Genomic DNA, 13,342 nt, shown 5'->3' with positions numbered 1-13,342 from the left:
GCGCGATCTACGAGTTCGACGGCGAGTGGCTCGCGGCCGACTTCGTGTCCTTGACGCTGGTCACGACGGCGATGCGCTTGACCGTGCCGTTGCGATAGGCCTGCAGGAACCGGTCGTAGTTCTTGACCGAAATGCAGCCGTTGGAATCGCCGTTCGGCCCGAGCATGTACGGGTGGACCAGCAGGCCGACGCGGCCGAAGGTGTCGCTGCCTTCGATCGGGGTCATGCGCAGCGCGGGCACCCCGTGGAACAGCTTTTCGCGCGGCTTCATCTCGTAGATGCCGGGCGGCGTCGCGCCGGCATTGCGGGCGCTCACATGCGCCGGATCGTCGAGCAGATTGCCGAGACCGGAATGCGCCTCGAACCTGGTGCCGTCGGGCATGTACACGATGCGGGCGGTGATGTCGTAGACCGCGGTGGTGCTGTCATAGCCCAGCGCGCCGAGATCGAGGCTCGGACCGGACAGCACGACGTCATTCGGATCGAGCGAGGCCAGCTGCAGCTTGGCCGGCATCAGGTCGGCGATCTTCTGCAGGAACGTCCGGCTGTCGGCCTGCTGCACCGGGGGCGGTGGCGAGGCCGGCTGATCGTTGCGCGCAGCCAGATTGGCCTCGGCCGGCCGTGATCGCGGCATCGGGATCGCGGCGACGGTCGGCTCAGCCGTCGCGGCCGCAGGCTGCGACTGGCTCGGCAGATCGGTCTGCGTCTCGCGCAACTGGCCGGCCAGCGCGTCCTCGATATGATCGAACTCGGCATTGAAATCGCCGCGGTCCGAACGGGCACCGCGGCGCGATGGATAATAGAGCGACGCCGTGCTCAGCGTGGAGCGGGAGCCGAAGCGATCGTCGAAGGTGAGCGCGGCGGAGGTGTTGGCGAGAGCCGGACCGTGCAGCCAGGCGATGGGGTCAAAACCGACCAGCCACGCGGCAAGGCCGGACGACAAGGCGAGCGCGCCCACGGCAAAGACCGTGCTGCCCACCAAGGACACGCCGCGGCTATACCGGCGCCCGGCAACTTTCGTCGTTCGTTGACCCATCCATCCCCAAGTCGGTGTTCTTGAGGGCCTGTGCCGGCCCATGTGGGATTCACCGAATACTCATCATATCAGGGAACGAGAGTAAGGCATATTCGAGACCGACACGTTTTTTGGGCGGCCAGGCAGAAAAAATCCTTGAGAATCAGTGGCAAGGCGGGGGAAACGCCCGGCCGGCGTCTCGATCCGGGACGAATCGTGCCCTTCAGGCGATCTTCTCTTCCCGCAGGGTGAAGACCGGGACCGGCTTGCCGATCGCATAGCCCTGGACGTAATCGACCCCGATCTGGCGCAGCTCGTCCAGGATCGCGACGCTCTCCACGAACTCGGCAACCACCTGCTTCTGCATGATCTTCGCGGTCTTGGTGATCATCTCGACCATCGCGCGATCAACCTTGCTGTGCAGGATTTCCTTCACGAACGCGCCGTCGATCTTGATGAAGTCGACCGGCAGGTGCTTCAGATAGGCGATCGACGACATCCCGGTGCCGAAATCGTCGAGCGAGAAGCTGCAGCCCATCTCGCGAAGCCGCGCGATGAACTTCTGGGCTTCATCGAAATTGGCGACCGCACTGGTCTCGGTGATCTCGAAGCAGACGAGTGTCGGCGAAACGTTGAATTGCGCGAACAGGCCGGCGACGAATTCGACGAACTCGCCGTCGCCGATGGTGGTTCCGGAGAGATTGATGGCGTAGCCGGCGATCTTGCGCAGGCTGCCCTGGCGCTCCGCAATGATCTCGAAAGCGCGGCGCACCACCCAGCGGTCGATCAGCGGCATCAGCCCGTAGCGCTCGGCGGCGGGCAGGAAGCTGCCGGGCGGCACCAGGCTGCCGCTTTCGTCACGCATCCGCAGCAGCAGTTCGCGCCGCTCATGACCCTTCAGCAGGCCGCTGACAGGGCGGATTTCCTGCTCGTAGAGGCAGAAGCGCTCCTCCTCCAATCCCTTGCGGATGCGCTGGACCCAGCTCATCTCGGCGACCCGCACGGCCAGATCGGTATCCGACGGACGATGCTCCTGGACGCGGTTGCGTCCCTTGTCCTTGGCGAGGAAGCAGGCGACGTCGGCAAGGCGCAGCGCGTCCTGCACGCCGGCGCAATCGTCGAGCCTGACGAGACCGATGCTGGTGCTGATCCGGAAAGCCGACCCTTCATGGACGAAGCTCGTCTGCTCGACCACGGCCCGGGTCCGCTCCGCGATATCGGAGGCGGTTTCGCGCCGGCCGCCGCGGCCCTCGCGCAGCAGAATGCCGAACTCGTCGCCGCCGAGACGCGCAACCAGCCCGCTGCTGCCGACCTCGCCCGCCAGCAGCTTGGCGACCTGCTTGAGCAGCCGGTCGCCGGCCATATGGCCGCAAGTGTCGTTGATGATCTTGAACTGGTCGAGATCGATCAACATCAGATCGGCGTCGGTGTCCGGCGGGCCCGACATGAGGGTATGAAGCTCGAACTCGAACTGGCGCCGGTTGGCGAGCCCGGTGAGCGCGTCATGCGAGGCCGCCCAGGCGAGTTCCTCGACCAGCCGACGCTCCGCCGTCATGTCATGGATGATCATGACGCGGCCGGCCCATTGCCCGACATGCGTGATCGGGGTCTCGACCACCGAGACCGGCACGCTGGTCTGGTCGGGCCGCACCAGGAGCCGTTGCGGCGCCCGGGTTTCGCTGTCGGCCTCGATCGACCGGAACGAGCCCTGCACCGGCTGCTCGGCGATGCAGAACAGCGACGACACCGGCCGGTCGGTTGCGTCCTCCCCTGCCGTGATGAGCTGCTGAGCGGCCGGATTCATGTAGCTGACGCGGTCGTCCGGCGTCGTCACGATCACGGCGTCGCCGATCGAGGCCAGCGTGAGCTGGGCGCGCTCCTTCTCCACCGCAAGCGCGGTCTCGGCGAGCCAGCGGCGTTGCAGCATGCGGCGCGTGTGGAACAGAACGATGCCGGCGAGGCATGCGCCGATCACGGCGTTGACAAGCAGCAGCAGCGACGAGACCTGGCGCGAGGCCTTGCCGAGGTGATCGGAGAAATCGACGGCGAGTCTGCTCAGCGCCGCGTCGACCGTGCCGATCCGTTCCGACCAGTGCCTGATGGTCGCAGCGGACGGATCGTGCAGCGCAATGTCGTTCTCGGCTTCGCGGCGGATCTGGATCAGCTGGTCGAGCAGCGCATCCGAATTCCGCCACGCCGTCACCGCGCCCGCGACGTGGTGCAGGTTGCGGAAATATTTGAACAGCCAGATCAGACCGCCGATGTCGTCCTCATGATTGCCGGCCCTGGCAAAACCGGCACGGGCCACGGCGTCATGATTGCCCGAGGATTCCAGCGCGAGCCGGGCGGTGCGATCGGCCAAGGGTACCTCGATCGCGGCGTCGAACTTGTGCAGATATTCCGGCGCGCCGGTGCTGACATAGATCTGCAGATAGTGGATGGCGTCCTTCTGTCCCTTCGACCAGAACCCCTCGCCCGCCACATAGGCGCGCACCGCGGACATGACTTGAAGACTGCCGGCCGCAAGACTGGCCTGCAGCAGCACGATCGCGAGCAGAGGTCCGACCACCCGCCAGAGGGACCAGCTTCGAAACGAAAAGAACATTCCAATACGCCCCGAATGAAACTGCCGGGCCAGCGTAGGAACCGTGACTTAACCTCACGTTGCAAAACGCGATGAGTTTGAAACGACTTGGTTGTAGTGAAATTGGCGTGAATTTTATCGAGTCAAAGCGTTACGGATGAAGGGGATACCGTTTCGCTTGACGAGAACGCGTCTCAGCTCTCCGGATGCGATGCAGCGTGGGCGTTCAGGGACGCAGCGTCGGCACCGTGTTCGGCGCAGGCGCGTGCTCCTCCTCGGCCTCCTCGGGCAGCTTGTCGGCATGGACGGCCAACGGCACGCCGATCCAGAGCGGATCGGCGTGATGATCGCGGCGCGGATTGGTCGTGTTGGGATGGACCAGGATACTCAGGCTGCCATGGTTGAGCATCAGCCAGGGTACCAGGGTCGGAAACAGTTCGGTCGCAAACGCCACCTGATACATGGCCTGGTCATGCGGACCGACCTTGACGTCATGCCAGCGCCCGAGCGTGACCAGGAAGCGTTCACCGATCCAGTTGCGCAGCCGCTCCGCCTCGCCCCGGCTGGTGGCGGGGTCGTAATAGACATGGGCGTGATAGCTCGCGATCTCGCCGATGGTCCGTGCCGCATCCGTCATCTCGTCACCTCTCCTTTATATCCGCCGCAGCACGCTGAACTGGAACGACTGCGTCGCGCCCCATGGCGTGACGTGCCGATGCGGCTCGTGCGCGATCAGTTCGAAGGCCGGGCCGATGGTCCGGCTCAGCGTCGCGGGATCATAACGCGCGACCGGCAGGCCGCTGCATTTCTCCGGACCGTCGAGCGCAAAGGTGGCGATGACGGCGTGGCCGCCAGGCCTGACGCCCCGATGCAGCCGATCGAGATAGGCGGCGCGGTCGCGCTCCTCGACCAGGAAATGGAACGCCGCGCGATCGTGCCAGACGTCGAAGGCCTCCTGCGGCTGCCAGACCGTCGCATCGCCGGCGATCCACTGCACCGTGTCGCCGGCCGCGCCGACGCGCACCCTTGCGCTCGCGAGCGCGGCTTCGGACAGATCGAGCACCGTCAATGCAGCAAAGCCGTGCTGCAGCAGCGCGTCGACAAGGCGCGACGCGCCGCCGCCGATATCGACGATCGCGGCATCACGGCCGGCGACGACCGATTCGATCAGGCGCAGCGACGGCTGCGGATCCGCCTGCGACCAGCTCACGTCCTGCTCACCCTTGGTCAGGTAGACGGTCTGCCAATGCGATTGGCGGTCGGAACCGGTCATGAGGGGCCTGTGAGCAAAAGGCGGACGCGAACCATCCGCGCCGGGCGCCGTCCCCTGTGACTTAGGAGCAGTGATTTTCGGCGTCAACCCCGCGGGCGCGCGGCGTGCCGCGTCGCTGCGGCCGCAAATGCAGCATTTGCTTTGCGGGATTTTCCATCTAGCCTGAAGCCAGGTTGAGCTAAGGCATCCGCATGGCTTCCTTCGGCTGGACACGCACCAATTCGACTGCCAAGACGCCTGCGTCGGACCAGGAAGCCGATTTCGGTTTCGGCGGCCTGACCGATCCCCTGTCCATGCTCGAGGCCCTCGACAAGGCGGTGCCGCGCTATCTCGACCTCGCCGACAATGGCGTGCTGGTCTATCCGGCCTGCAAGCGCAAGGCGGGCGACATCAAGGGGGACGCGCGCGGGATCTGGGAGCATACGCGGCTCGAGGCCATGCGCTATGTCCCGATGGTGCCCCGGCAGGACCCCTCCCTGCTCGTCGATCCCGCGCGCCAGGCGGAGATGGTCGACGCCTTTCTGCGCCAGCAGCCGCACGAGAATACGGTGATTGATTTCACCGGAACGGCAATCGACGACTACGGGATCGCGATCTATGCCGCGCTGAACTGGCTGAACCATTGCAGCGGCATTTCCGGCGCCGATCCGCAGAAATTCTCCGGCACCCTGCGCAGTTTCCGCAAGGTGATGGTGGTGGCGCGGCAATGGTGGGCGCTCGACGGCGCGGCAGAGCGGTGCCGGCAGTTGCTCGACGCACGCGAGCGGCCGCCGCTGGTGTTCTTCCTGCTGTGGGCCGAATGCACCAATCTCGGGCGCGAGATCGCGCTGGCCGCAACACGTGATGCTGCGACGGCAGACACGGCGTTACGAATACAGTCCGCCGAGGATCCGGCCGATCTGGCGTGATCGACAGCAACTAGACCATTATCTCGCCGCGTGCAGCCCGCGCCGCCGCCTTGCCGCGGCGAAGGAACGTCACGCCGATCTGGTCACCGTTGACCCAGGTCAGCTTGCAGCGCCGATAGGCAAGTCCCGTCGACGAGAGCAGCAGGAAGAATTCCTTCAGATGCAATCCCTCGATCGAGGATCCGACGGTCAGCTTCGCACCTTCCTCCGAGACATCGTCGATGGTGCACTCACGGCGCCAGGTGCCGTCGATCGCCATCATCTGCGCCGGCATCGGATGCTCGAACCGGACGCGCTGGGACAGTCGTCGCTCGTGGCTGGCCATTTCTATGCTGCCGTCCCGGTATCGGCGGATGCCGGCAGAAGCTCCCGGCTCCTGCGCGAGATGAGGCGCAACAAATCGGCCTGCCGGTGGCTGTCGACGAACTTGATGGCAAAACCGTTGGGCAGGTGCCTGACCACACGCCCGATGCACCCACCGATCGCGAGCGGCATGCCGATCGGCGGCTGCACCTCGGACGACACCGCCGCGCCCGACAGCGAGAGGTCGATCAGGAAGCAGCCCCTGATGCTGCCGTCCCCCAGCGTCAGGACCGCGTGCGGCGCCGATGGCACGAAACGCGGATTGTCGCGCGCCTCGAGCAGGCTCGGATCCTTCTGCTTCTTCTGATCCAGGTCAGCTTGTCGGCGAACTTCTCGCGCATCGCGCGCGTCATCTCGAGCTCGTACAGGAAGCTGCCGTTCATGGTGTCGGTGATGCAGCCGTCGAACGTGCCGAACTCCTCGAAATAGGCGGTCAGGCGGTCGCCGATCTTGCCGACCACCGGGACGTCGACGATCATGCGGAACGGCGAGACGCGCGTGGTGCGGCAGGCGAAGGTGCGCAGCCGCCCTTCCGGGTCATACCAGTTGGGCAGCGTGTAGCTGCCGTCGACGATGATCCTGACCGCGCGCTGCTTGAGAAACCTTTCAACAGACACGGCAAGTCCCCACTGGACGCGATCTGATCGTGCGAGTTTTGGATGGTTGACTTTCCTAGCCGGCCCGGCTGGCCGCCCGTACCGACGCGGTCCGGCAGCGATGCCGTGGCCTGCGCCACAATGCGGCGCACGGTCGATCCCGGCGCGCTGGTGCCGTACGGTTGTACCGGTGAATTGCTAATGAAGACTGAACCCGCACGGAGAGGGGCCGCGGAACTCTAAGGCATAACCGTTGCGCAGAAGTTTATTTTTCATACCGCACAACTACGGGGATGCATTCGTGCCTGCCTTTCGCGGAAAGGCAGGTCGCCGTTTCCTGCGGATGACTGGTCAGCGGTTTCCGCTAGACTTGCGCCCAACGCTCGAAAATCGAACCGGACCCTCGCATGCTCGACATTCCCCAGAAATCCCTCGCCGACGGCAAGATCCTGCAAAGCGTGACCGACGGGGTCGGCGTCATCACCTTCAACAATCCCGACAAGCGCAACGCGATGTCGCTGGAGATGTGGGAAGGCTTCGGCGAGGCGTTGACGGCGTTGCGTGATGATCCCGGGGTCCGGGTCGTGATCCTGGTCGGCGCCGGCGACAAGGCCTTCGTCTCGGGTGCCGATATCAGCCAGTTCGAGAAGACCAGGCACAATGCGGAAGCCTCGGAGCAATATTCACGGCGAAGCGCGGCCCAGCGCGCCCTGCTCGCCGACTATCCCAAGCCGACCATTGCCTGCATCCGCGGCTTCTGCCTCGGCGGCGGCATGCAGGTCGCGATGCTCGCGGATATCAGGATCTCCGGCACGAGCGGCCAGTTCGGGATTCCCGCCGCCAGGCTCGGCATCGCCTATGGCTATGACGGCCTGCGCCATCTGGTGTCGCTGGTCGGCCCCTCCTGGGCGCGGCTGATCATGTATACGGGGATGCGGATCGATTCCGAGGAAGCGCTGCGGATCGGGCTGGTCGACCGCGTGCTGCCGGATGCAGAATTGTGGGATGCGACCATGGAGATCGCACGCACCATATCCGGCAACGCGCCGCTCGCGATCAAGGCCGCCAAGATAACCATCGCCCAGGTGCTGAAGGATCCCGGTGACCGCGACATGGCCGCGATCAGGCAGGTCGGCATCGACTGCATGGACAGCGAGGATTTTCGCGAAGGCCGTCAGGCCTTCATGGACAAGCGCAAGCCGCAGTTCAAGGGGCGCTGATCTCGCGACGCGCGACGGCAAGGACCTGAAAGGTCGGACCTCGACGGGCCGTGCCTTGCCTCGAGGCCCTGCACCGGAGCGTGGCGCATCCTGCTATTTGGTGATCAGCTTCGCGGCGGCCGGCGGCGGTGGTGGCGGATTGGTGATGGCAAATGTCAGCCAGGTATTCCAGCCTTTCGCGCGATTCTCGGTTTCGATATCCCAATAGCCCTTCGCGTTGATGACACCCTGCATCGTGCCGATCGGGAAGACATAGCCGATCTGCGGTCCGATCGCCTCGACGCGCGACTTGAACGGGCCGAGCTTCGCGCCCGATCCGCTGTCGCCGCTCAGTTGTTCGTAAGCGTAGCCGACGAGCCCGACAAAGACCTGCTTTGACACGAACTTCGACGTTGCCAGATCCAGATGGAAGTCGACGCCATTCTGATAGTCGGTGGCCGTGTTCTTGAAATTGTAGGTGAATCCAGCAACCGCGGAAAACTCGTTCCCGGTCTGCGGGTTGAAGTAGGTGTAGCCGCCGCCGCCGTCGATCGAGCCGTGACCAATCCCGAGATTGATGATCCGCGTGTGGTCATAGGTGCCGACCGGCGCGTCGCCGCTCATATAGACCATCCAGTTGTTGACCCCCTGATTCCACTTCAGGGTTGCTATCGGATACAGGTCTCCAACTCCGGTCACGGAGTCGCTGATCGAATCGGTCCGGAGCAGGCCGAACGGCGGGATGGTCGCGGCGAGCGTGCCATTGAGGTTCGAATCGGCGCGCCCCATCACGCCGGTGAAGCCGACCGCTGCCTGTCCCCCCAGCACCGGCGTTGCGAACGTGTAGGTCGGGGCGAAGAAGAAGAGATCGCCGGTGGCGTTCAGATTGGCCGACAGGGATGCGGTCGCAGTCGGAGTGAACCTTCCGATTTCGATTTCGCGCGAGGCTGCGACGTTGCCGCTCGCGCTGACCGAGGTGTGATAATAGACCGTTGCGGCCGACCATCCCGGCCCCGTCGGCACGGCTGCCATCGATCCGAATGTGCCGGGAAGCCACGCGCTGATGCCGGCCTCGTCCGACCGTGCCGGGGAAACTGCAAGCGCGGTTGAGCCCGCGACGAGCGCACAGAGGAGCGCCCGGCGCCGCAAGTCCCAGTTCGCCTTTCCGTTGATCATGCCCCACTCCTCGTTTGACAGTTCGAGCACCGCCTTGCCTACAAATCGACTCTCTCGATGGTCCACTCGACCAGCGGTATGTTTGGCATTTCCCGCCCATCGTCGACACCGATCTCGGTCTTGATGATGCGCTCGAGCTTGTCGCTCATGGCGTCGAGCAACTCGCTGTTCGCTGCTTGATCGACCGCAAGATTGGTCATCTCGCCGGGATCGTTCTTCAGATCGAACAGTTCTACGTCATTGTGCCTGTACAATTCGGCAAGACTGGAGGGGCGATTGCGCTCTCCCGGAGCAAAATAGCGCGTGAACTTGTAGCGCCCGTCGAACGCCGCGCGCAGGCTGCCCCGCTTCTTCATATCGGGCTTGAAGCCGTTCTTGAGGAGAGCAACCGCTGGTTTCTTGCCCGCGGCGCGGGCCTCGGAAACGACCCGCCACAGCGTGCTGTCGTTGGCGCCCAGCCCGCTATAGGTGAACAGGATCGCCTCCCGCAGCGCATGGACGTCCGCGGCACCCGGATTTGTCAGCACCTTGGTCATGTCCTTGCCGGGCAGGGTACGGCCCGCGATGTCGCCCGATTTCTCGGGCGGCACCCCGGCGATCGACAGCAGCGTCGGCACCACATCGATGTGCCCCGACAGTGCGCGGCAATCCTGTCCGCCCCTGATGTCAGGATGAACCATGTAGAATGGCAGATGCACCGTCTCCTCGTAGGCAAACGGGCCCTTGCCGTGCAGACCGTGCGCTCCGGCCATCTCACCGTGATCCGACGTGAAGCAGATGACGGTATTGTCCGACAGGCCGAGCGCATCCAGTTCGTTGAGGATGCGGTCGACGTGTGCGTCAACCGAGCGGGTGCAATTGATGTAGTAGTCGTGGAAGCGCCGCCAGCGTTCTTCCTCGAGCGGGATATGCCCCAGCACATAGTCCCATACCTTCAGGAACTCGCCGTGAGCTTTCGGGCGCCCCGGGGCATCGAAGGGCTCGTTGATATTCCTTGGCAGCGCGACGTCCCAGGTGGCCTTGAAGAGCTGGTGCTCGGGAGCGCGCGCCGCATGCTTGATGAGTGCCCCGGTGTCCTGCACCTTCTCTCCAGGGCGATCGGTGTTGAAGTACATGACGTCATGCGGATTGACCAGGCTGACGAACAGCGCCCAGGGCTTGTCGTCGTCGGCGAGCGGACGTCCGTTGCGCCGCAGCCAGGTGACGGCGCTCGAGGCGATCAGCGGGTCGAACTGGTAGCCGCCGAGGGTATGACCAATGATGTCGCCGGGAGAGAAGTAATCGGAGAAGCCGTATTCATCCATCTCCTTGGTAAACAGCCGATCCGGCTCTTCACTGTCGAACTTGCGGTTGAGATGCCATTTCCCCTTGTAGGCCGTGTAGTAGCCGGCCTTGCGCAGCATGTGCCCGATCGTCGGAATCCTGGTGGAGAGGTTCTTCACCCATGGCACGTCGCAATTCTCGAACATCCGGTTGTCCGGCGTCTGCAGACCGGTCAACAGAACGGCGCGCGAGGACGTGCACATCACGGCCGGGCAATAGTGACCGTGAAACGTCACGCCGGTTTTCTGCAACCGCTCGTGGGCCGGCAGCGACAAGCCCGACGGCCATTTTTGGGTGTAGCGCTCCTGGTCCGTGAAGATGAAGAGGATGTTGGGTTTGCCGCGGCTGGTCCGCTTGCGCGGCTGGTCGGCCGGAGCCTGGACCTGTGCTGTCTGCCCCAGCGCAGAATCGAAGCTGGCCACCCCTGCGCCGCCGGCCAATGCGGCGGTCAGACCGAGAAATTCCCGCCTCGAACTGCCTTTACTCCTGCTGTCGCCATTCATTCTACATCCTTGGATGAACAGGCCTGACACACGAACCGAATCAGCAATTCACGTCGATTTCACTACCCCGGCAAATCGAACTCAATCGAAGCTGGGCCAAGGCCGGCTACTCAAATTGTGCAAAGCTCGCCGCGGTGTCCACGCGACGCCCTGACGTTTTCCCGTCGACGATCGAGTTTCACGGAACTTCTCGAGCGCCGCTACTCAAAAACCGCAAGCGGGGCGGCAAAACCCAGGCGGCCGAAGCGACGGCATTCAGGAGCGGCAATCTCCGGGGTTACAGGCTCCCCGGTTGTCGTCCATCAACCAGTCCAGGGCGCGGTCGTAATCGTGCGGGTGATACGAGCGAACCCGACAATCTCCTGTCCTGAGCAGCGCCGCGAACCATGCGGCCTGCCGTTTCCAGGCGCGGTGGTGCACGATGGCGAGCCGGTCGATCGAATTCGCAACCACCAGCCAGCTCCGAACCTCCGGTTTGGTCGGCGGCTGAAAGCTCCAGGAAATGATGTCGGACCAATCGAACAGGATGCTCGAAAACGGCGGCGAGGCCTGGTCGGCGAGACCGCCCGTCGCAAGAAAATCCACCATCCGGACGTGGCCTCGCAGGTGCAGGATCATCGGTTCCGGGCGCGGCACCTGCGCTGCCATCAGCTATTTGTGGAGGTGTCGCCAGACGCCGTCCCAATCCGTCGGAGGCGGCGACTTTCGCATCACTGCGATGCGTTCGAGAAACAGGCGTGTCGGTCCATCATCCGGGTCGTTGCGCAGGCAGCTTTCAAACTGCGTTTGCGCACAGTCCCAGTCCTGCCGGCGATATGCAGCAAGCCCGCCGGAAAAAGCGTCGCGCAGCTCGGCCCTTGCTGACTCGAGTTCTCCCGCCAGTGCCATCAACTCGTAGATCCGGACCGGCTCCGTCTTGCCGGCCACGATGATCCGATCGACCTCGCGCGCCTCCACGGCCATCTGTGCCAGCCGGTAGGTTTCCTCGCTGACAAGGATCAACGTGCCGTAGACCTTGTTGATGCTTTCGAGTCGTGATGCCAGGTTGACCGTATCGCCGATCACCGTGTACGAGCGCGCCGATTCCGATCCGATCGTCCCGACAACGGCCTCTCCCGTTGCGATGCCCATCCGGATCACGATGTCGGGCGCGTTGCGCCGCATTCCGGTGATCTCGGGCAGCTGGCTACGCAGCGTTGCGATCGCCTGCTGCTGCGCCAGTGCGGCGCGGCAGGCATCGCTGGCATGGTCGTCTCCGGTGGAGAACGGCGGGACCCAAAACGCCATGACGGCGTCGCCAATGTACTTGTCGATGACACCGCGGTGATCGTGAATGACGTTGGCAACGGCGCCGAAATAGTTGTTGAGGAGATTGACCACGCTGCTGGCCGTCAGCTGCTCGCTGATGCCGGAGAACTGCTTGATGTCCGAGAAGAAGACCGTGAGACTCCGCCGTTCGGCCTGATCGGCACCGCTGGCAATCAACCGGCTGACGAGCCGCGGATCGAGGAATTTGCCGAACGTATCCTTGAGACGGTCCCGCTCGCCCAGCTCCTCGATCATCCGGTTGAAGGCAAGCGCCAGCTCGCCCACCTCGTCGCGGGTACGGATCACCACCGGCTGCGTGACCTTCCCGGATTCGATCGCCTTGGCGCTGACGACGAGCTGACGAAGGCTGGAGACGACCTGGGTCGAACCCACGGCGCTGACACCGAGACCGATGGCGCAGGCCGCCAGAAAGACCGCGAAGGTCAGGTAGGTGTCCAGTCGCTGACGCGCGAGGACGGCGCGGGTCGACCCGTTCGTCAGCTCGGCAAGCTCGTGGCGGATTTGCGTGAGGTCGGGACCGAACATTTGACCAAACTTCGCAAACCCGAGCGACGCGGCGCGCGCCTCGTCGAGGCGGCCCTGCGAAACAGCGGCCAGGGTGGTCTCTCCGACGGAGAGGAAGTCTTCCAGACTCCGGCTCATATACTTGAGGACGCCCGCCATCCGCGCCAGCTCGACGCGTGTCTCGATCTGGTAGGCGGGATCCCGGGTCGCCTTGTACATCAGCGCCCCACCCGTCTTGATGACGCCGCGCAGGTCTTCAGCAGTCTGCCGCGCCGCCGCCGCGGCGGCGTCGCGAGCCGTCCCGTCGCCGCCAGCCGAACTCAAGGCGCGCAGAACCTCCAGTTCGTACCTGTCGGTGTAGACATCGAACTCGGCAACGAGGCTCGAAAGGGGCAGCTCATACTGTGAAATATTGGCGAGCTGATCGCTGTCGAGCTTCTGGACGAAAGCCAGAACGCCGACGACTGCGGCAAAGAGCGCCAGCAGGATGCCTGCAAGCATAAATATCTTCTTGCGAATGGTCATGGTCGCCGCACCGCCGCGCCGTGAAATCTACCGAGGAAGTTACG

General features: G+C 64.1%; 11 protein-coding genes and 1 pseudogene. 2 read left to right on the top strand and 10 right to left on the bottom strand.

The genetic code is table 11. The annotated features are described in order from the left end of the window. Nucleotides 1–7: 7 nt before the first annotated feature. From JQ586_RS03965 to JQ586_RS03950, 4 genes are all read right to left on the bottom strand, one after another. Nucleotides 8–979: a tlde1 domain-containing protein gene (locus JQ586_RS03965; RefSeq protein WP_312016925.1), complete on the bottom strand. Its 972-nt coding sequence runs from the start codon at nt 977–979 to the stop codon at nt 8–10. Between the two features lie 259 nt (nt 980–1,238). Then, entirely contained in the window at nt 1,239–3,620 is a 2,382-nt protein-coding gene (locus JQ586_RS03960) for a bifunctional diguanylate cyclase/phosphodiesterase (protein ID WP_212393186.1), read from the bottom strand. A 205-nt stretch (nt 3,621–3,825) separates the two neighbouring features. Beyond that, nucleotides 3,826–4,236, bottom strand: coding sequence for a DOPA 4,5-dioxygenase family protein (locus tag JQ586_RS03955; protein WP_212393185.1), 411 nt, complete (start codon nt 4,234–4,236; stop codon nt 3,826–3,828). Between the two features lie 15 nt (nt 4,237–4,251). After that, entirely contained in the window at nt 4,252–4,872 is a 621-nt protein-coding gene (locus JQ586_RS03950; RefSeq protein WP_212393184.1) for a trans-aconitate 2-methyltransferase, read from the bottom strand. A gap of 191 nt (nt 4,873–5,063) precedes the next feature. On the opposite strand from JQ586_RS03950, the gene JQ586_RS03945 reads away from it, so the two are divergent. After that, on the top strand, nt 5,064–5,780 hold the full coding sequence (locus JQ586_RS03945; RefSeq protein ID WP_212393183.1) for a hypothetical protein: 717 nt from the start codon (nt 5,064–5,066) through the stop codon (nt 5,778–5,780). Nucleotides 5,781–5,790: 10 nt separating this feature from the next. Here the strand turns inward: JQ586_RS03945 and JQ586_RS03940 are convergent, their stop codons facing one another. Next, a complete protein-coding gene (locus JQ586_RS03940) occupies nt 5,791–6,105 on the bottom strand; it encodes a PilZ domain-containing protein (RefSeq protein WP_212393182.1) in 315 nt (104 codons plus the stop codon). A 2-nt stretch (nt 6,106–6,107) separates the two neighbouring features. Beyond that, nucleotides 6,108–6,760, bottom strand: a pseudogene (locus JQ586_RS03935) (PilZ domain-containing protein). 386 nt (nt 6,761–7,146) lie between these two features. On the opposite strand from JQ586_RS03935, the gene JQ586_RS03930 reads away from it, so the two are divergent. Next, nucleotides 7,147–7,959, top strand: a complete 813-nt coding sequence (locus JQ586_RS03930) for an enoyl-CoA hydratase (RefSeq protein WP_212393181.1) — start codon at nt 7,147–7,149, stop codon at nt 7,957–7,959. Nucleotides 7,960–8,052: 93 nt separating this feature from the next. Here JQ586_RS03930 and JQ586_RS03925 read toward each other — a convergent pair whose 3' ends face one another. The 4 genes from JQ586_RS03925 to JQ586_RS03910 all read right to left on the bottom strand — a co-directional run bounded on the left by JQ586_RS03925 (nt 8,053) and on the right by JQ586_RS03910 (nt 13,298). After that, the gene (locus JQ586_RS03925) at nt 8,053–9,114 is read right to left on the bottom strand and encodes a transporter (RefSeq protein WP_212393180.1); all 1,062 of its coding nucleotides are present in this window, start codon (nt 9,112–9,114) and stop codon (nt 8,053–8,055) included. A gap of 38 nt (nt 9,115–9,152) precedes the next feature. Beyond that, nucleotides 9,153–10,970, bottom strand: a complete 1,818-nt coding sequence (locus JQ586_RS03920; protein WP_312016924.1) for a sulfatase-like hydrolase/transferase — start codon at nt 10,968–10,970, stop codon at nt 9,153–9,155. 225 nt (nt 10,971–11,195) lie between these two features. Then, the gene (locus JQ586_RS03915; RefSeq protein WP_212393179.1) at nt 11,196–11,588 is read right to left on the bottom strand and encodes an STAS/SEC14 domain-containing protein; all 393 of its coding nucleotides are present in this window, start codon (nt 11,586–11,588) and stop codon (nt 11,196–11,198) included. A 3-nt stretch (nt 11,589–11,591) separates the two neighbouring features. Next, nucleotides 11,592–13,298 (bottom strand): adenylate/guanylate cyclase domain-containing protein, encoded by a 1,707-nt coding sequence (locus JQ586_RS03910; protein ID WP_212393178.1) that lies wholly within the window; start codon nt 13,296–13,298, stop codon nt 11,592–11,594. Between the last annotated feature and the right edge of the window lie 44 nt (nt 13,299–13,342).

It is taken from the genome of Bradyrhizobium jicamae, from assembly GCF_018130215.1.
GTDB classification, from domain to species: Bacteria; Pseudomonadota; Alphaproteobacteria; order Rhizobiales; family Xanthobacteraceae; genus Bradyrhizobium; species Bradyrhizobium jicamae_A.
Note: the sequence above shows the minus strand (reverse complement) of the source record. Positions and strands in the feature narration are given on the sequence as shown.